Origin of the sequence: Aeromonas sp. JL9 (genome assembly GCF_024436075.1) — a bacterium.
In the GTDB taxonomy this organism is placed as follows: Bacteria; Pseudomonadota; Gammaproteobacteria; order Enterobacterales; family Aeromonadaceae; genus Aeromonas; species Aeromonas veronii.
In genome coordinates this window covers 145829-165606 of the sequence record NZ_JANFNV010000005.1, presented here as the reverse complement: position 1 = coordinate 165606, position 19778 = coordinate 145829, and the positions used below count along the sequence as shown (strand labels likewise).

17 protein-coding genes are annotated in these 19778 nt (G+C 59.0%); 3 read left to right on the top strand and 14 right to left on the bottom strand.

Annotated features, from left to right (window positions below; translation table 11 throughout):
• Positions 1-38: 38 nt before the first annotated feature.
• Positions 39-2036: a hypothetical protein gene (locus NOM06_RS06310; protein ID WP_255910501.1), complete on the top strand. Its 1998-nt coding sequence runs from the start codon at positions 39-41 to the stop codon at positions 2034-2036.
• Between the two features lie 84 nt (positions 2037-2120).
• Here the strand turns inward: NOM06_RS06310 and glgC are convergent, their stop codons facing one another.
• Complete coding sequence (gene glgC, locus NOM06_RS06305) at positions 2121-3395, bottom strand: glucose-1-phosphate adenylyltransferase (RefSeq protein ID WP_005337070.1); 1275 nt, start codon at positions 3393-3395, stop codon at positions 2121-2123.
• 189 nt (positions 3396-3584) lie between these two features.
• On the opposite strand from glgC, the gene NOM06_RS06300 reads away from it, so the two are divergent.
• Entirely contained in the window at positions 3585-5225 is a 1641-nt protein-coding gene (locus NOM06_RS06300) for an EAL domain-containing protein (protein WP_255910499.1), read from the top strand.
• On the opposite strand, the gene NOM06_RS06295 is transcribed toward NOM06_RS06300, so the two are convergent.
• The 9 genes from NOM06_RS06295 to NOM06_RS06255 all read right to left on the bottom strand — a co-directional run bounded on the left by NOM06_RS06295 (position 5188) and on the right by NOM06_RS06255 (position 13334).
• Complete coding sequence (locus NOM06_RS06295) at positions 5188-5682, bottom strand: hypothetical protein (RefSeq protein ID WP_042055706.1); 495 nt, start codon at positions 5680-5682, stop codon at positions 5188-5190. The two genes, NOM06_RS06300 and NOM06_RS06295, sit on opposite strands and share 38 nt — an antisense overlap.
• A 175-nt stretch (positions 5683-5857) precedes the next feature.
• The gene (locus NOM06_RS06290) at positions 5858-6220 is read right to left on the bottom strand and encodes a DUF2750 domain-containing protein (protein ID WP_005337077.1); all 363 of its coding nucleotides are present in this window, start codon (positions 6218-6220) and stop codon (positions 5858-5860) included.
• 180 nt (positions 6221-6400) lie between these two features.
• Positions 6401-7705, bottom strand: a complete 1305-nt coding sequence (locus tag NOM06_RS06285; RefSeq protein WP_019445536.1) for an inosine/guanosine kinase — start codon at positions 7703-7705, stop codon at positions 6401-6403.
• Between the two features lie 186 nt (positions 7706-7891).
• Positions 7892-8284, bottom strand: coding sequence for an MAPEG family protein (locus NOM06_RS06280; RefSeq protein ID WP_064338136.1), 393 nt, complete (start codon positions 8282-8284; stop codon positions 7892-7894).
• 34 nt (positions 8285-8318) lie between these two features.
• Complete coding sequence (hemH, locus tag NOM06_RS06275) at positions 8319-9293, bottom strand: ferrochelatase (RefSeq protein WP_255910497.1); 975 nt, start codon at positions 9291-9293, stop codon at positions 8319-8321.
• A 98-nt stretch (positions 9294-9391) separates the two neighbouring features.
• Positions 9392-10036 carry an adenylate kinase gene (gene adk, locus NOM06_RS06270; RefSeq protein ID WP_005337083.1) on the bottom strand — a complete coding sequence of 215 codons (645 nt, stop codon included), beginning with the start codon at positions 10034-10036 and terminating at the stop codon, positions 9392-9394.
• 303 nt (positions 10037-10339) lie between these two features.
• Positions 10340-11098 (bottom strand): tRNA-(ms[2]io[6]A)-hydroxylase, encoded by a 759-nt coding sequence (locus NOM06_RS06265; protein WP_005346385.1) that lies wholly within the window; start codon positions 11096-11098, stop codon positions 10340-10342.
• A 205-nt stretch (positions 11099-11303) separates the two neighbouring features.
• The gene (gene purF / locus NOM06_RS06260; protein ID WP_042063846.1) at positions 11304-12824 is read right to left on the bottom strand and encodes an amidophosphoribosyltransferase; all 1521 of its coding nucleotides are present in this window, start codon (positions 12822-12824) and stop codon (positions 11304-11306) included.
• A gap of 21 nt (positions 12825-12845) precedes the next feature.
• Positions 12846-13334 carry a CvpA family protein gene (locus tag NOM06_RS06255; protein WP_111900027.1) on the bottom strand — a complete coding sequence of 163 codons (489 nt, stop codon included), beginning with the start codon at positions 13332-13334 and terminating at the stop codon, positions 12846-12848.
• Positions 13335-13342: 8 nt separating this feature from the next.
• On the opposite strand from NOM06_RS06255, the gene NOM06_RS06250 reads away from it, so the two are divergent.
• On the top strand, positions 13343-13519 hold the full coding sequence (locus NOM06_RS06250; RefSeq protein ID WP_155395816.1) for a hypothetical protein: 177 nt from the start codon (positions 13343-13345) through the stop codon (positions 13517-13519).
• 2 nt (positions 13520-13521) lie between these two features.
• Here the strand turns inward: NOM06_RS06250 and serS are convergent, their stop codons facing one another.
• From serS to NOM06_RS06230, 4 genes are all read right to left on the bottom strand, one after another.
• Positions 13522-14817 carry a serine--tRNA ligase gene (serS, locus tag NOM06_RS06245; RefSeq protein WP_005351225.1) on the bottom strand — a complete coding sequence of 432 codons (1296 nt, stop codon included), beginning with the start codon at positions 14815-14817 and terminating at the stop codon, positions 13522-13524.
• 306 nt (positions 14818-15123) lie between these two features.
• Entirely contained in the window at positions 15124-16461 is a 1338-nt protein-coding gene (locus NOM06_RS06240; protein WP_088869179.1) for a replication-associated recombination protein A, read from the bottom strand.
• On the bottom strand, positions 16461-17069 hold the full coding sequence (gene lolA / locus NOM06_RS06235; protein ID WP_255910487.1) for an outer membrane lipoprotein chaperone LolA: 609 nt from the start codon (positions 17067-17069) through the stop codon (positions 16461-16463). Before lolA ends, NOM06_RS06240 begins: the two co-directional genes overlap by 1 nt.
• 80 nt (positions 17070-17149) lie before the next feature.
• The gene (locus NOM06_RS06230; RefSeq protein WP_305120741.1) at positions 17150-19666 is read right to left on the bottom strand and encodes a DNA translocase FtsK; all 2517 of its coding nucleotides are present in this window, start codon (positions 19664-19666) and stop codon (positions 17150-17152) included.
• Positions 19667-19778 lie beyond the last annotated feature (112 nt).

Here is a 19778-nt window from a genome sequence, read left to right as displayed (position 1 = left end):
GAGAAGCGTCAATAATAAAACCAATGGTGAGAAGGGACATGAGAAAAACCGTACTGGTTCAGGCGATCGCCTGCGCACTGATCAGCGGCGCCGCACACGCTGCCGTCAAAGTCGAAGACAAGACATTCAATACCGCCGCCAACATGCTGGCCTATACCGAATTCGAGCTCTCCGGTGAGCCGCTTGCCGAAGCGCTGGGGCTGGATCTGGATGTGCTGGATGCCAACCGTGCCGATGAGCCGACCCCGTTCGACTTCGCTGCCGGCATCGAATCCTACGAATACTCCGAAGAGGCGATGTACGCCCTCAACTACCAATCCGGTATGGGCCCGCATCTGGTGAACGGGCCGCAAAACCTGGCTCGTGGTGGCACCATGGCCTCTCTGGGGCAACGGGTGCTGGCCATGGCCGATGCCGTTGGCTTCCCGGCCGATGAAGTGCCGCAGGGCATGTATCCCCTCTCCCTGCCCTACGCCTCCGCCAATCCGGAGTTTGCCCAGGCCGTCAACGCCACCCCGGTCAATGGAGATCAGATCACCATCAAGACCGCCAAAGGCATCGAGAAAACCGTCAAGACCCAGGTGCCCGCCTACTTCCGCGACTACAGCACCCTGCGCTGGAGCGGCAGCGACAACCTGCTGGTGCCCGCAGCGGTGGGCGGCATCCTGCTCAAAGAGGTGATGTGGTCTCAGGACTTCCTCGGCGGCATGCACGTAGCCGAAACCGATGAAGAGGTAGAAGCCGCCTCCGCCACCATGGATCAGGATGGCAAACACAAGCTGGGCGTCTCTGCCGCCGATGGCTTCAACGGCATGATGCTGACCGAGCAGTCCATCGACAAGCTGGCCATCATGCAGAACCAGCTCGGCTTCGATGGCAAGCAACTGGGCGCCAAAATCACCCCGCAGTACGAACCGGCCAAGGGCGTTGTCTACTTCCCCCATCAGGTGAAAGTGACCGAAACCAGCAGCAACGATGCCGGTGCCATTGGCAAGCTGGAGGTGGTGGATGGCTCCGCCCAGCTGCGCGATGCCTGGATGATGCTGTGGCCGCTCTCCGAGTTCTATGCCTTCAGCGATCAGCGCAGCGCCAACACCAACCAGAACCCGGCCTTCCACGCCGTGTTTGACGGTGCGCCGTTTGCCGCCGCACCGGCTGCCAACAAGACCAATGACCTGGGCAAAGCCGTTGCGGGCAGCGATGCCTTCTCGCTGGCGATCAATCTCTCCAACCTCACCTTCAAGAACCTGGCTGCCCTGCACTTTGATGCCAAGTCTGGCACCTTGGTCGACAGCTGGCAGGCAGGCAAACAGGGCAAGCACGTCACCACCTTTGACGCAGCTTACGCACTGGTCGCCCTGCAGATCTTCCAGCGCGCTCAGGATGCGCTGCCGGTCGGTTACGCCGCCGGTGACAATGGCGAGCTGAACCTCAAGACCAAGCAGGGTCAAGAGGCGCTCGACTTGATCCGCAAACAGGCCGATTTCATCCTTGCCAACCTCAAGGGCAAAAATGGTCTGGTGCATGACGGCATCACGCTGGGTGGCAAGCTCGATGCCGGCCACTCCATCGATGCTCAGTTCGCCGCCATCCGTGGTCTGACTGCCGCCTTCCTCGCTACCTCCGATGCCAAGTACCGCACCGCCGCCCGCGAGCTGTTTATCGCTGCCGACAAGGCCTACTTCAATGCCAAGGCGGGCACCTGGCTGGCGGGTAAACAGGGTGAATACACTCCCTGGACCCAGGCTGCCATCTCCGGCGCCCTGCGCTCTGCCATGCTGAACCTGCGCAACGAAGGGGCCGAGAAGGCGCCCGAGCTGGAGCTGGCCAAGCTGACCGGTCAGTACGTCAGCTGGTTCCGTGGCACCGTCAACGGTGGCATGCAGATGGCCGAGTGGATCGGTGACTCCGGCGAGAACATCATCGAAGGTGCCGGCAGCGACACCGATGAAGATGGCGTACCGCAAGTGACCGCTGCCGGTGGCAAGCTCGGCACCGCCATGGTGATGGCCGCCAAAGCGGTGGTTAGCGAATAATCTTCGTCATTCACCAGCATGAAAAAGGGAGCCAATTTGGCTCCCTTTGCATTACAGCGTCTGACACAGTTTCAAGGGCCTTCCTCAAACCAGCTTGTCCAGCATCTCCTTGGTCACCAGTACAATCCCCTGTTCGGAGCGGTAGAAGCGGCGGCTATCCTCATCGGCATTCTCGCCCACCACCAGCCCATCGGGCAGCACACATCCCTTGTCCACCACCACCCGGCGCAGACGGCAACCGGCACCGATCTCTACCCCGGGGAAGATGATGGCCTGATCCAGGGTGCAGAAGGAGTGCACCCGCACATTGGTAAAGAGCACCGAATTGAGCACGAACGACCCACTGACGATGGTCCCGCCCGAGAACATGGAGTTGATGGTCATGCCATGCTGACCATTGCGATCCTGCACAAACTTGGCCGGTGGCGTCAGGGTCTGGCTGGTCCAGATGGGCCAGTTCTGATCGTAGATGTCGAGCTCGGGCAGCACGGAGGCGAGATCCATGTTCGCTTCCCAGAAGGAGTCCAGCGTGCCCACGTCACGCCAGTAGGGCTTTTGCCCCTCACGCGCCCCGACACAGGACATGTTGAAGGGGTGAGCAAATGCCATCCCCTCCTCCACGATGCGGGGGATCACGTCCATCCCGAAGTCGTGTTTGGAGTCCTGATTGTGAATGTCCTCCTCCAGCAGTTGGTAGAGGTACTCCGCCTCGAAGATATAGATCCCCATGGAGGCCAGCGAGCGATCTTCGCAACCTGGCATGGCGGGCGGATTGGCCGGTTTTTCGACGAAGGCGCGGATCTTGCGCTGCTCGTCGATATCCATGATCCCGAAGGCGGATGCCTCAGCCCGCGGCACCTCGATACAGGCGACCGTCACCTTGGCGCCAAGGCGCACATGGTCGAGCAGCATGGCAGCGTAATCCATCTTGTAGATGTGATCCCCCGCCAGCACCACCAGGTATTTGGGGCCGTAGTCGCGGATGATATCGACGTTCTGATAGATGGCATCGGCGGTGCCGCGATACCAGTGCACCTCGTCCACCCGTTGCTGGGCAGGGAGCAGGTCGATGAATTCGTTCATCTGGTAACGCAGGAAGGACCAGCCCGATTGCAGGTGACGCAGCAGGCTGTGGGATTTGTATTGGGTGACTACACCAACGCGGCGGATCCCCGAGTTGATACAGTTGGAGAGCACAAAATCAATGATCCGGAATTTGCCACCGAAATGGACGGCAGGCTTGGCGCGGTTGTCAGTCAACTGCTTCAGGCGACTACCACGTCCACCCGCCAGCACCAGTGCCATACTCTGGTTCAATAATTGTCGTGCTTTGGCACTATTTTCGGGCTCTAACAACATGATTTACCTCTGCCTTGTTTGATCTATTTTCAACTCATCTTCGCCTGTTTCGGCACCTGTGAAAGTGGTTTCACTCACATTTAACCGATCTCAATTGACCCTTTTCACCGAGTTGCGAGGAATAGCATGCTTTGCTCCGCCAGCTTGGTTAAAATTCCCCCACAAAGCAGCCACTTCAAGGATGACAAGATGGTTCACAAGCTCGGACGTACCCTCTTTCTGATCGCCACCATAGTGACCATACCCCTGCTGCTCCTGCAAGCAGTTTGGTTGGCCCTTCAGAGCACACCGCTCACTTTGGCCATTATTCTGGCCACCACACTGCTTGGCATGATCCTGTTGTTGATGCTGGCCATCCGCACCATGGATGGCATGCTCCAGCATCAGGAGCTCACCTGGATCAAGGCGATCAGAGGGCGGGATCCCTCACAACTCGATGAGCCCGCCTCCCGGGAGGTACTGCAACAGCTGCTGGAGCAGTTCGAAAGCGCCGAGCAGAGCGCCCATCGCCAGCTGACCGAACTCAGCAACCTGGCCACCACCGACGAGCTGACCCAGCTACTCAACCGCCACGCGTTTCGCCGCGACATGACCGAGTTGCTGCAGCGGGACCAGGACACCCAGACCGCGACCCTGGTGCTGATCCGTGCCACCGAGCTTGGCAAGATCAACGCCCAGCGCGGCTTCCAGTCTGGTGATGCCTACATCAAGGACATGGCCGCCCTCATCAAGCGGGTGGTAAGCCGTTTCCCGGGCAATCAGGTCTATCGCATCTCGGGGGCTGATTTCGCCGTGCTGGTGCAACCGGTGGCCAATATTCCTCCCCATCTACTGGGGCAGGATTTGAAGGTGGCCTTCGATCACTATCAGGATCAGCACGAGCTGGAGAGCACCGGTTACTCGGGGCTGACCAAGCTCAGCAGCGGCCAGAAAATCGAAGCTGTGCTGGCCAGAGCGGATCTGGCGCTGGCTCGCGCCCAGACTGAAACCATCAACGGCTGGGCCATCCAGCAGGATGACAGCGCCTCCGAGCTACAGGGGCAACACCACTGGCGCGACGTGCTGACCGAAGTGCTGGCGCAGGAGCGCCTCAGCTTTACTTACCAGCCGATCCAGCCCCTGCACCGTAGCATGCTGGCCTACAACGAGATCTACACCCGCTTCAGCGGCAATGACGGCACCGCCCTGCCCACCGATACCCTGTTTGCCATGGCCCAGCGGCTGGATATGGTGATGCGGCTGGAGCAGCTGGTCATTACCCACATCATGCGTCAGTACCGGGCCTTTGGTGCCAACCAGAGTCGCTGGGGGATCAACCTCTCCCCCAACCTGCTGCAAAACAGCGCCTTCCTGATCTGGCTTGACCGCCAGCTGCTCAAAGATCCCAATACCAGCGCCAATCTGGTGTTCGAACTGGATGAAGAGCATCTGGAACGCAACCTGACAGGCGCCAAGCGGGTGTTTGAGCTGCTGCGCCGCAACGGCAGTCGCTCGGCGATCGCCAATTTCGGCAAGGGGATCGGTTCCTTTACCCTGTTTCGCGAGCTCAAGCCCGACTATATCAAGCTGGACCCTGCCCTGATCACCGGGCTGGAACAGGATCAGACCAACCAGCAGTTCGTGCGGATGATCGTCGATGTATCACATCGGATGGGGTGTCAGGTGATTGCAGAGGGGGTAGAACAGCTTGGTCAGAAACAGCTGCTGCAGGGGATGTACGTGGATGGCTTGCAGGGCTATCTGATCGCCCGGCCGCAACCGCTGCGACCGGATATCAGCCAGCTGGGGCTCTTTACTGAGGATGCTTCAGCTTCAAAAGGGTCAGAATGATGTCATTGAGCTGGCGATAACGCTCCAGCTCCTTCTGATCGTAACGGGTAGCCAGTGTAGTAGGATTGTGGCGGTTTTTGAGGTAACGGTTGATCTGCAACCGGTTGAACCCCGCCACCTGATAGACCTGGCCAAGCAGGGTATTGAGCTCATCGTGCTCCAGACCGGCTCTGGCCAGATAGTCCCCATCGGCGGGACTCTCGGTCTGGTGACTCCACTTGCCAATGCGACCACTCTCCTGCAGATAGCTGAGCCACTGCTCGATATAGAGCGGTTTGCACCCCGCCAACAGGTTGAAAAAGCCCACTGCATCGCAACGACAACCGCTCAGAAGCACGACCGCCAGCTGATCATCATCGCACTGGAAGGTCACAGGTCCGGCTTGCGCCCAATCCAGCGCCTGCACCCGAATGCTGGCCTTCTCACCCGCAGCTCCCGTTACGTCGAATACAAACATGGCGCTCCTCCCTTGGCAAAAGGTTGATGATGGACCATCCCCCTGACAGGTGCAAAGGCAAATCGGCTTTTAACTCATCAATCGGGCCATTCGACCATAAAAAAGACCGGCACCCTCACGGATGCCGGTCTTTGTCCCGATGGCCTGTGCGTTCAGGCCATCAATGGAGGCGCTTTCAGGCGTCCAGTTCAACCAGTGCCTTGGCCAGCTCGATGGGTTCGAGCTCCTGACCTTCCAGATCGGCGTTCCAGTTCGGGCCGACCAGCACATCGTCTTCATCCAGATCGTTGATCCAGATATCGAGAAACTCTTCCAGATCGATCACTTCCGGCTCGTAATCGGCCCACTCGTCAACACAGTGCAGACGGGCGTCCTCTTCGGCAGACCAGAGCGGCATCACGTCGGCATCTTCAAATTCGGCGGAGCGGCAGACGACCCAGTCTTCCCCATAGCGCAGACCCCACACCTGACCCGACTCGCGGACTTGTTCGATAAACAGTTGGAAATTGGCGTCAAGGTTGTCGTTAAGCATGCTCATGGGGTTCTCTCTTTCTTTCGGGTGCTGCGGCATTGTCGGGCGACAATACGATGGCCAAATGGTGTCGTAAAAGTGACATGGACTCAAGCATATTGGGGTTATTCCGGGAAAAAAGCCGGGATAACCCATATTTGCCTGCAAAAACGCCTCCCGATGGAGGCGTCTTGCAGATTCAGGAGATCAACGCTCCCAGTAAACCTCTTCCAGGCTGTCCTCTTTCTCCGGCAAACCGCGGGAGAGACGGGGGCTGCTCTGGGCCAACACCTCGTAGCTGACGCGGTTGGCGTATTTGCACACCTGGGCCAGTGAGGAGTAAGTCAGGAACTCGGAGATGTGCTTGGCGGAGTTGGGCACATTCATCCGGTGATAAGAGTTGGCCACCATGTCGTGCAGCACAGCGGAAAGTGCGCCATCCCCTGCCCCGTTGGTGTTCTTGATCTTCTCCGGGCCACCCATGTACGGGGAGATGTGGGAGTAGATGCGGGCCGGTTTACGGCACTTGGCGCGGGCCATCGGGCGGCTGAACTCATACATGTTGAACTCGGGGATAACGCCCGGCAACAGGGTATGAGTGGTCTCGCGCTTGTAGTCCTCGTCGGTATAACTCGCCATGTAGAGGCCGATGGGGCCAGCAGTACAGAGCACCATGTCGGCCCAGTCGAGCGCCTTGTCGGCCGCACCGAGCGGATCTGCGATACCGGTCAGGGCTTCACCTTCGTCTTCGTTCATCGCCAGCACAGTCACGTTCTCGGCAATGAAGTCGCGCCACCACTGGGGGTTTTCGTCGATGACGAAACGGGTGCCCAGGGTCAGCACCACGGGAATACCGGCCTCGCGGGCATAACGCACCGCGGTCATGGCCGCCTCTTTCATCGGATCACCATCGTCACCGCGTACCAGATAGGCGGTGATCACCAGGGCAGACGCTCCTTTGATCACATCCTCCGGAATGTGCTGCACATCCAGCTGGTTCATCTTGCCGGCGTTGATACCGAAGCTGCGCTCGCCGCACTCGGTAATGAAAGTGAAGCAACGGCCGATGGGGCCATCAACCGGCTGCAGGTAGTCCAGATTGACGCGGGAAGAGGTGTTGCACAGATAACGGTAGGCGTAGCAGCCGATGCGAATGTCCTGACTCATCACACCCAGCAGGATGGAGTGGGAATCGGCCAGCACCGAGTAGTTGTGTACCGTGTTGCCAATGGTGCCACCGGCAAACTCGCTCACCACCATGTTGTTGGCCTTGAGCTCGTCATAAATCCGTTCGGCTACATCATCACTGATGACGACGGAGTGCCCCTTGCTCAGACCATAACGGGTCAGAAAGTCTTCATCCACATGGGCTTCGATATCAACCAGGGTCTGATCAATCCCGACGACGTAGGCTTTGCCCAGCTCGGTTAACAGAGGATTTTGCGGAACCAGGGGATCGCGTCTGTCGACAGGGAAGTAGTGTTTGGACTTGCGCTGACCGGGAAATTTCATGGCAATGTTCTGTGCTCTGGGGGAAAGAGGGGCGGGATTTTAACACAATCCGCCGCCCCGAAAAGTCGCCCTGTTTAAATAATGGAGTCAGTATAGACAAGGCTTGCAAGGAAAAACGTTTGCCTTTTCACCATAAAAAAACCACCCTGCCCGGGGTGGTTCCATAGCATACAAAAGCGCCGGTTTTCAGGCGGCCGCCATGCCCTGCAACAGAGCCAGCAGCGAGAAGAGGCCGAGGGCGAGCCAGAACAGCAAGGTGCCCAGAAAACGGGGCACATTGGGGGCTTTGGGGATCTGGATGCCAATGGCATGCAGGATGCGGCCGACCAACAGCATGGCGCCACCGGCATGCAGCCAAAGCGCACCGGCACCGGAGAGCTCGCAGAGCGCCATCAGTAGCAGGGTCAGCGGCACATACTCGGCAAAATTACCGTGGGCCCGGATCGCCGCCAGCAGCTCGGGGGCTTCCCCCTGCCCTATCATCACCCCGAACTGGGCACGACGTCTGACCACCCAGAAAGATAGCCCCAAAAACAGCAGCCCCAGCAGGCCTGCGTATATCAGCGTGATATGTACCATGACTCGACTCCTTGTTTGACTGACTGCCGGTCACTCATGCCAATTCGCGGCAAATGAGCGAGACCATCATCCTGATATGGGCCTGATCGCTGTTGAGGGCCGGGATATATTCAAACCGCTCGCCACCGGCCTCCATGAAGATCTCCCGATTCTGTACCTGAATTTCCTCGAGGGTTTCGAGGCAGTCGGCGGCAAAGGCAGGACAAATTACATCGAGCCGCTTGACCCCGGCGGCCGGCAGGCCAGCGATGGTCACGTCTGTGTAGGGCTTGAGCCACTCCTCCTTGCCAAAGCGGGACTGGAAACTGGCCGTCCACTGCCCGGCTTCCAGCCCGAGCGCCTCGGCCAGCAGAGTGGCGGTGTGGCGACACTGGTGACCATAGGGGTCCCCTTCGTTCTCGTAGCGCTCGGGAATACCGTGGAACGACATCAGCAGGTGATCACCCTGACCGTGCTGCTCCCAGTGACGGCGCACGCTCATGGCCAGCGCCTGAATGTATTCGGGATGGGCGTGATAATCACGAATAAGCCGCACCACCGGCAGATTGCGCTCTTTCTTCATTGCCTTGCCCCAGGCATCGAAGACCGAGGCGGTGGTACTGACCGAATATTGCGGATAGAGCGGCAACAGGATCACCCGGTTGACCCCTTTGGCCTTGAGCGCCTGCCAGCCATCATTCACTGACGGGGAACCATAGGTCATCGCCAGCTCCACCGGCACCTCAACCCCCTCCCGCTTGAGCTCCTGCTCCAGCGCAGCACGCTGCTGCTTGCTTATCACCATCAACGGCGAGCCCTGCTCAGTCCACACCTGCTGATAGAGCTTGGCCACTTTGGGCGAGCGCGTCGGCAAGATGATGAAGTGGAGCAGCGGGCACCAGAGGTAACGGGGCAGGTCCACCACACGGGGATCGTGCAGGAACTGGCTGAGGAACGCTTTGACGGCAGCGGTGGTCGGTGCGGCTGGGGTACCCAGATTGACCAGCAATATTCCGGTTTTCGTGGTCACGTTGGCTTCCTGTCTATCTGTCATTATGCAAAAAGGGCCCGACAGGGCCCTTCTCTTTATTTATCTGATGGCACGGGAAACAGTGCCGGCAGCAAAGATCAGCCCAGAATGGTGGCAAGCTGCTTGCTGACCAGATCAACCGGCTGGGTGCCATCGATCTTGACGTAACGGGTGTGGCCCGCTTCCGCCTCTTTGCCGTAGAAACCGATCAGCGGCGCGGTCTGCTGATGATATACATCCAGACGCTTGCGTACTGTGGTCTCTTCGTCGTCGGCGCGGATCACCAGATCTTCACCGGTCACGTCATCCTTGCCTTCCACTTTCGGCGGGTTGAACACCACGTGGTAGGTACGGCCGGAGCCGGAGTGAACGCGACGGCCGCTCATGCGCTTGACGATCTCTTCGTCCGGCACATCGAACTCCAGCACGAAATCAACCACGACACCGGCGTCCTTCATGGCTTGCGCCTGGGGAATGGTGCGCGGGAAACCGTCCAACAGGAAGCCTTTGGCGCAGTCCGGCTGAGCGATGCGCTCTTTGACCAGACCGATGATGATGTCGTCAGAGACCAGCTGACCTGCGTCCATCACAGCTTTGGCTTTCAGACCGAGCTCGGTGCCCGCTTTGATCGCCGCACGCAGCATGTCGCCGGTGGAGATCTGGGGAATACCGTGTTTTTCCATGATGAACTGAGCCTGGGTACCTTTGCCGGCGCCCGGAGCCCCCAACAGAACAATGCGCATACACGCTCCTATTGATTGGTTATTCAAATCTTGCGAAGGCAAAAAAGTACACGGTTTCGCCCGTTTCTACAAGGGTGAGCCACCTGAATGAGCACTTTATCACCACAATAACCGGCTGATCGAACAGGATTTCATCGCAAGGGGAAGACGCAAAAATAGCCAGGGATTCAGCATAGAGCGCCAAAAGCAGGAAGGAGGTACGGCAGAAAAAAAGATCCCGGCTCAGGGCCGGGAATTGCGCTCAAAAGTAACTACTTGTCGCTCGTAGTAGGAACAGGGCAATAGTAGTTTGCCCCCTGTGCGTCAACAACTGTCAGATGTGACAGGCAGGCCGCTATGAAACCGGAACTGCGGATCCGGCGAGCAGATTAGCTCGGCTTCCAGCTTGCCAAAGAAGGCCACCCGCTCGCTGATATCCTCCCCTGCGTACTGTTCGGCCAGGCTCAGGTAATCCTGATAGTGACGCGCCTCGGAGCGCAGCAAAGAGACGTAGAAACGGCTCAGCTCTTCGTCCAGATGGGGCGCCAGCTTGGCAAAACGCTCGCAGGAGCGGGCCTCGATATAGGCGCCGATGATCATCTTGTCGACTATGGTGGCCGGTTCATGGGTGCGCACATGCTGCATCAACTGGCGGGCATAGCGGGAGGCCGTCACCGGCCCGTATTCGATGCCGCGGGCCTGCATGATCTCCAGCACCTGCTCGAAGTGGTGCAGCTCCTCCTGAATGAGTCGCACCATGGGAAACAGCAGCGGATTGCGCTCCAGCTCGGCAAAGACGGTGCGATCAGACTCCCCCATGCTGCGTTTGCCCAGGATCTCGGCCTTCTCCGGGATGGCATCCAGCTCGCGGTAAAACTCCAGCTTGGGCAGCAGATGGCGCTTGCCCTTGGGCAGGCAGTAGCGGCGCACCAGACTGTGGGCAGTGAGTGCGGCCTTGGTCTCGCAGTTGGCGTGATCGATGAGCAGGGTCGGTAAACGGGCCGGATCCCGCGCCATCTCAACCCACTCATCCGGGGTCTCGCACTGCAAAAACTGGCGCACTGGGGCTAGCAGATCATCCATCTGAACTCTCGTCTCTTAAAAGCGTATCGATCATATATGTTGCCGCCTATGCTAGCGGATCCCGCTGGCCATGCCCATATCCGGCAAGATAAACGAATGTTTTTCAAACAGATACACCCTACCCCTTCTGGCGGTGCGAGGTAGAAACGACAATGGGGGCCACTGGCCCCCATCTCGCTATCCCATCCGGCAAAACCGCAAACGTTTAACTACCTTCGTTAAAAATTTCCAGATTGCTGGTGCCTTCCTGCCATTCACGCACCGCTTTGGTGTCATCGTTGCGCAGGGCATTGAGGTGATCCAGATAGGACTGGTCCACGTCGGAGGTAACGTAGTGGCCATTGAAGACCGAGGTCTCGAAGTGACGCAGATCCGGGTTGATCTCCCTTACGGCGGCTTCCAGATCTTCCAGATCCTGGAAAATCAGACCGTCAGCGCCAATCAGCTTGCACACCTCTTCCACTTCGCGACCGTGGGCGATCAGCTCGTTGGCGGTGGGCATGTCGATGCCATAGACGTTGGGGAAGCGAATTTCCGGCGCCGCCGAGGCGAAGTAGACCTTGGCTGCCCCCGCTTCACGGGCCATCTGGATGATCTGCTCGGACGTGGTACCACGCACGATGGAATCATCCACCAGCAACACCTTCTTGCCCTTGAATTCGGAGCTGATGGCGTTGAGCTTGCGGCGCACTGACTTCTTGCGCTGGGTCTGGCCCGGCATGATGAAGGTACGACCGATGTAGCGGTTCTTCACAAAACCCTGACGGTATGGCAGATCCAGGGTGTGAGCGATCTCCAGCGCCACGTCACAGGAGGTCTCGGGGATGGGGATAACCACATCGACATCGAGATCTTCCCACTCGCGGGCAATCTTCTGACCCAGCTTGCGACCCATGTTGAGGCGGGCGGCGTAGACCGAGACCTTGTCGATGCACGAATCGGGACGGGCGAAATAGACATATTCGAAGATGCAGGAGCTCATCTGCGGGTTCTCCGCACACTGCTCAGAGAAGAGCTGGCCCTGCTCGGTGATGTAGATGGCTTCACCCGGCGCAATATCCCGCACCGTCTCGAAACCGATGGCGTCGAGCGCCACGCTCTCGGAGGCGAGCATGTACTCCACCTGGCCAAGCTCGTCCTGACGACGACCGAGGATCAGCGGGCGAATACCGTTGGGATCGCGAAAACCGATGAGACCATGGCCAATCACCAGCGAGACCACCGCATAAGCACCGCGGATCTGCTGATGGGTTCTGCGCACCGCGGCGAAGATATCTTCGGGACGCAGGGCCATCTTGTCACAGCGATCCAGCTCGTGAGCCAGCACGTTCAGCAACACTTCCGAGTCGGAGGTGGTGTTGATGTGGCGACGGGCGACCTTGAACTGCTGCTCCTTGAGCTCCTTGGCGTTGGTGAGGTTGCCGTTATGGGCCAGCACCATGCCGTAGGGCGAGTTCACATAAAAAGGTTGGGCTTCAGCGGCACTTGAGCTGCCTGCGGTGGGGTATCTGACATGACCTATGCCGATGTTCCCTTGCAGACGCTGCATGTGGCGCACTTCAAACACGTCCTTCACCAGGCCATTGGCCTTGCGTTGCCGGAAGTTTCCACTATCAATGGTCACAATCCCGGCGGCATCCTGTCCCCTGTGCTGCAACACCGTCAAGGCGTCGTAGAGGGCCTGATTGACGGGGGTGGTGCCAACTATACCGACAATACCACACATGTCTTTGCTACCTCGAAGTCACTATACCTGTTTAAGAAAACTGGATGAGTTCAACATGAACCCGAAAAACCACTGGATCACCGGCTTGAACTCCGGCACCAGCTTGGACGCCCCCCACCAGTCGCTCTGGGAGAGGCTGGTGAAGGTATCCATGAAAAAAAGCAGGGCACTGACGATCAGCACCCCGCGAATTGCACCGAAGCAGACCCCCAGCACCCGATCGGTACCGGAGAGACCCGTCTTGTCCACCAACAGGCCCACCACATAGTTGACCACGCTGCCGAGGATCAGGGTTGCCACAAACAGCGCCGCGATGGCCAGACCGTTGCGAACCAGCGCGTCGGAGAAGGAGGTGAAATAGACGGCGAGATCGGGATAGAAATGGCTGGCAATAAAGAAGGCGACGAACCAGGTGACAAGAGACATGGCCTCCTTGACGAAGCCGCGCACCAGGCTGATGAGAGCAGAGAAACCGACGATGCCGATGATGGCGTAATCAATCCAGACCATAGAAAAAGATGTCCTGCGAAATTGCGGCGCAGTCTAACAAAAACGATTGCGCATTGCTTGATAAAAATGTGTTAACTGTTCAAAGCGACGCCGAAAAGCCGCATTTTTTCAGCACTAAAACGGTTGATCGGCGCCAGAATGCACAACGCCATGGCAATGCCATGGCGTTGTGGTCAGCGGCGTGAGCTTACCCGATGTGGGTCAGGCCACCCATGTAGGATTGCAGCGCAGCCGGGATGGCGATGCGGCCATCTTCCTGCTGGTAGTTCTCCATCACGGCAACCAGGGTACGACCCACCGCCAGACCGGAGCCGTTCAGGGTGTGCAGCAGCTGCGGCTTGCCGTCGATGCGCACGCGAGCTTGCATGCGGCGCGCCTGGAAGTCGGTGCAGTTGGAGACAGAGGAGATCTCGCGGTAAGTGTTCTGGGCTGGCAGCCACACTTCCAGATCGTAGGTCTTGGAAGCGCAGAAGCCCATGTCACCGGTAGAGAGCGCCATCACGCGATACGGCAGCTCCAGCAGTTGCAGCACCTTCTCGGCGTGACCGACCATCTCTTCCAGGGCATCCCAGGATTTCTCCGGGTGAACCAGCTGAACCATTTCGACTTTGTCGAACTGGTGCATACGGATGAGGCCACGGGTATCACGACCGTAGGAACCGGCTTCAGAGCGGAAGCAGGGGCTGTGAGCGGTCATCTTGATCGGCAGCTCTTGCGCGTCAAAGATCTCGTCACGGGCCATGTTGGTGAGCGGCACTTCGGAGGTCGGGATCAGAGAGAACTTGCGCAGCTTGCCCTCCTCTTCCCCTTCACCTTCGATACCGGTATTGAACAGGTCCTGGGCAAATTTCGGCAACTGACCGGTGCCATAGAGGCTGTCCGGGTTCACCAGATAGGGCACGTAGCACTCGGTGTAACCGTGCTGCTGGGTGTGCAGATCCAGCATGAACTGAGCCAGGGCACGGTGCAGACGGGCAATCTGCCCCTTCATCACCACGAAACGGGTACCGGAGAGTTTGACGCCATTCTTGAAGTCAACGCCCTTGGCCGCTTCGCCCAGATCGATGTGATCGCGTACCGGGAAGCTGAATTCACGCGGGGTCCCCCAGCGGCGCACTTCCACGTTGTCGTTCTCGTCACGGCCCACCGGAGTGGTCTCGCTCGGCAGGTTGGGGATGGCGTCGGCAATGGCTTTCAGCTGGGCCAGCAGGGCATCCAGCTCGACCTTGCTGGTTTCCAGCTCGTCGTTGATCTTGGTCACTTCGGCCTTGAGCGGGGCAACATCTTCACCACGACGGGCAGCTTCACCGATGGATTTGGAGCGGGCGTTGCGCTCGGCCTGCAGCTCCTGGGTACGGGACTGCAGATCCTTGCGTTTCTCTTCCAGAGCGTTGACAGCCGCTACGTCCAGAACGTAGCCACGTGTCGCCAGACGAGCGGCAGCCTCTTCGATATCGCTGCGCAGATATTTGGGATCCAGCATGGTTTACCTACTTTTTTAAAATGGGATCTGGGCCTGAGTCGTCATGACGGGCTGGGAAACAGATCCGGAAGTTAACATCGGTTGGCGCACCCCAATCGTCTTCAGAATCGGGCCTCAACAATCAGGCCTTCGAGATCAAGAAGATGGCGCAAGGCCAAGACAAGCGGGGTCAGACGGGCAGTGTAGCAGACCGCCCCCCCGCCCGAACAGGGACTATTTGTGTCGTTTTTACCGACTTTGGCACGCAAACCGTCCTGCATATTCAAACGCCTGACCAATTTTCAGCCATGCGAGGTAACAAAGGGGCTATTTGCCCCGTTGCTGCGGACTTTGCCTGTCCAGTTCATGGAGGTAATCGAGCTTCTGACCAATCTGCTTTTCAAGGCCGCGATCGGTGGGCTGGTAGTACTGCTTGCCCGCCAGCTCGGGCGGAAAATACTGCTCGCCAGCGGCATAGGCGCCCGGCTCGTCATGGGCATAGCGATACTCGGCGCCATAGCCCAGATCGCTCATCAGCTTGGTCGGCGCATTGCGCAGGTGTACCGGCACCTCGAAGTCAGGGAGGTTTTTGGCATCATTAAGCGCCGCCTTCCAAGCGGTGTAGACCGCATTGCTTTTCGGGGCACAGGCGAGATAGACGATCGCCTGGGCGATGGCCCGCTCCCCTTCCGCCGGCCCGATCCGATGGAAACAATCCCAGGCCGACAGGGCGACCTGCATGGCACGGGGATCGGCATTACCCACATCTTCCGAGGCAATCGCCAGCAAGCGGCGGGCAATATAGAGAGGATCGCAACCGGCACTCACCATGCGGGCATACCAGTAGAGCGCCGCATCCGGCGCCGAGCCGCGAATGGATTTGTGCACCGCCGAAATGAGGTCATAAAAGTGATCCCCCCCCTTGTCGAAGCGGGCCACATGCTCCCCCACCACGGCAGCGAGCAGGGCACTGTCGATCACCCGCGCCCCAGTGCTGTCGGTTTCGGCCATGTCGGCCAACAGCTCCAGATAGTTGAGGGACTTGCGCCCATCCCCATCCACCGCCTTGGCCAGCGCCTCTTTGACGCCGGGGGCGAAGGTGAGTGCCGGATCATTAAGACCACGGGGATCGGTCATCGCCTGATCGAGCATGGCGAGAATATCGCTCTCCTCCAGTCGCTTGAGCAGATAGACCCGGGCCCGGGAGAGCAGTGCGTTGTTGAGTTCGAACGAGGGGTTTTCGGTGGTGGCACCGATAAAGGTGATGGTGCCATCTTCGATGTGAGGCAGGAATACATCCTGCTGGCTCTTGTTGAAGCGGTGCACCTCATCCACAAACAGAATGGTGCGCACCCCGCGCCAGCTGTTCTCCTTCGCCTTGTCGATGGCGGCGCGGATCTCCTTGATGCCGGAGGTGACCGCAGAGAGTCGCTCCACTTCCGCCTGACAGTAGTGAGCCATCAACTCCGCCAGCGTGGTCTTGCCGGTACCGGGCGGCCCCCACAGGATCATCGAGTGGCAGTGACCCGCCAGAATGGCTTTGCGCAGGGGCTTGTCAGCCCCCAGGATATGTTGCTGACCGATATACTGGTCGAGGTTTTGCGGCCGCATCCGGGCCGCCAGCGGACGAAAGTCCGATGAGAAATCCAGCGAGAGATTGCTCATTAGCGCTGGTCGTCCAGTTCGACCCCCTTCGGGATCTTGAAAACAAATTCGTTGCCCTTGAGCACCGGCTTGCGGTTGAAGCTGCTCAGGGTGAATTCACTCCACTGCCCTTGCGCCTCTTTCACATCGAAACGACTGATGTTGTGGGCCCGATCGAAGGTGACACGGAAGGAGGCAATCAGCTCATCCTTGTTACGGCTGGTGACGGTGTAGACATCCCCCTGCTGGGTCACGTCATAGTTCTTCCAGAACTTGTCGTCATTGCCGGCGATCAGAATAAAGGGGGTGTTGAGCACCGCATCTTTCAGCTTGAGGACGGTCACCTGCTCGACGAAGGGATCATAGACCCAGACATCCTGACCATCGGCCACGATCAGGCTCTCGTCCGGCGAGGTGGTGTGCCAGTTGAAACGGTTTGGCCGCTGCACCAGCAGATCGCCGCTGGCCTTTTGCAGCTCCTTGCCCTTGCTGTCATAGACGGTCTGGGCAAATTTGGCGGAGAAGAGGCTAACCCCCGCCAGCTTCTGTTTGAGATCGCTGGCCGCATCGGCCCACACCTGGCTGCTGGCCATCAGCAGCACGGTACCCATCAACAGTTGTTTTTTCATCACGCTCTTCATAAAGACGCTCTCGATAAAAGGCCACGCCCGCGAAGGGCATGGCCAGGGATAGTAAGAAACGGTGAGGCTTAGTCCCGCACCGGCGGCGGTGCCAGCACGTCGCGCTGACCATTGCCACCCGGTGAGCTGACGATGCCCTGATTCTCCATCTGCTCGATGAGACGGGCTGCCCGGTTGTAACCAATCTTGAACTTGCGCTGGACGCTGGAGGTCGAGCCACGGCGGGACTCCACCACAAAAGCGACCGCTTCGTCGAACAGGGGATCGAGCTCTTCATCGCCACCCCCGCCATATTCGCCGCTGCCACCTTCGCCACCCGACTCACCGGAGAGGATCTCCTCGATGTAGTTCGGCTCGCCGCGCAGTTTCCAGTCTGCCACTACCTTGTGCACTTCGTGATCATCGACAAAGGCACCGTGTACCCGAGTCGGGTTGGAGGTGCCGGCCGGCATGTAGAGCATGTCGCCCATGCCGAGCAGGGATTCGGCGCCGCCCTGATCGATGATGGTGCGCGAGTCGATCTTGCTCGATACCTGGAACGAGATCCGGGTCGGAATGTTAGCTTTGATGAGACCGGTGATGACATCCACTGACGGACGCTGGGTCGCCAGAATAAGGTGAATACCGGCGGCCCGTGCCTTCTGGGCGATACGGGCAATCAGCTCTTCCACCTTCTTGCCGACGATCATCATCATGTCGGCAAATTCGTCCACCACCACCACGATGTGGGGCAGCTTCTCCAGCTCCGGCGGCATCTGATCCATGGAGTCACCCGGACGCCACAACGGATCCAGCAGGGGTTCCCCCTCCTCGATGGCGGCCAGCACCTTGTCGTTGTAGCCCTTGAGGTTGCGCACCCCGACTGCCGACATCAGCTTGTAACGGCGTTCCATCTCGCCCACACACCAGCGCAGGGCGTTGGCGGCGTCCTTCATGTCGGTCACCACCTCGGTCAGCAGATGCGGGATCCCTTCGTAGACCGAGAGTTCCAGCATCTTGGGGTCGATCATGATAAAGCGCAGATCATCGGGGGATGACTTGTAGAGCATCGAGATGATCATGGTGTTGACCCCCACCGACTTACCTGAACCTGTGGTACCTGCCACCAGCAGGTGCGGCATCTTGGCCAGGTTCACCACCACCGGCTCCCCTGCGATGTCCTGACCCAGGCCCATGGTGAGCGGGTTGCGGCTATCGCGGAAAGCATCGCAGTCGAGGGTTTCGCGCAGGTAAACGGTCTGACGCACCCGGTTGGGCAGCTCGATCCCCACATAGGTCTTGCCCGGGATCACCTCAACCACCCGCACGCTGCTGGCAGAGAGGGAGCGGGCCAGATCGCGCGAGAGGTTGGTGATCTTGCTCGCCTTCATACCCGGCGCCAGATCCAGCTCGAAACGGGTAATAACCGGGCCCGGATAGACACCCACCACCTTGGCCTGCACGTTGTAATCGGCAAGCTTGGCCTCCACCAGACGCCCCATGCGATCCAGCTCATCCTTGCTCATCATCTGGGTCTTGGCGGGTGGACGGTCGAGCAGCTCGATACTCGGCAACGGCGGCAGCGTAGATTGCGGACGACGCTTGGGCTTGGTTGGTGCGACGGCGACCGGCGCGGCAACCTCGTCGTCCCCTTCGGCCCAGGGCAGATCCAGATCGTCCTCATCATCGTCATCGGCCACAGCCAGTACCGGCTGACGGCGACCATTGGCGGCCGCCACCGCACGTTTCGGCTTGGCAGCCGGAGCCGGCTCATCCTCTTCATCATCAAACTGAGGATCGAACTCGAAGGTATCGTCGTCGAGTTCGGGCAGCCACTCTTCGGCGGCAGCCTTCTGATTCTTGGCCTTGGGCTTGCGAGTCCAGCTGGTGTGCGGCTCATCTTCCTCATCATCAAACGCGATGGCCCCTACCCCGCCTTCCAACAAGGGATCCGGCCCCTCGTTGCGGGGTTGACGCCAGCCACCGGTCAGCCAGCGGCCGAGGGTGGTCGGGAAGTGATAAACAGCGCTGACCGAGCCGGTACAGGCCGCACCGATCTGCTCGACGATGGTGAGCCAGGACCAGCCGGTAAACAGGGTGATGCCGGTTGCCACGAAGCAGAGCAGCATCAGGTTGGCCCCAACGCCGCCAAACAGCGGCACCACTGCAGAAGCGATCACATCCCCCACCAGACCACCGGCGGAGAAGTTTTGCATATCGTTGAAGTTCATGCTGGCAATGGCCGACATGCCGAGCACGGTCAGGATAAAGCCGATGATCCGCACCCCCAGGGTGAGGTAATCCACATCGAGCAGACGGCTCGGGCGCCAGAACAGACTCCAGCCCAGCAGCACCACCAGCGGCGGCACCAGATAGGAGAAAGCACCAAAGGTAAACATGGTGATGTCGGCGAGCCAGGCACCGGCACTACCGGCGAGGTTCTTCACCTCCCCTTGCCAGGAGGTCTGGGACCAGCCGGGATCAGCGGGATGATAGGACAACAGGGCAAGCAGAAGATAAGCAGCCATCAGGGTGATGGCGATCAAGACGGCTTCGAAGATCCGTTGTATACCTGATAAAGGAGTAAACAGCTTTTTATCGGCCAAACTCCGGCTCCTTTCTGAAAACATGTAATGCAGGAAATAAGGGGGCCTAGTATCCCCGAAAAGCCCATCGATTGTCAGCCAGAGCCTTATGGGACGGGGCCATATTTGCAAT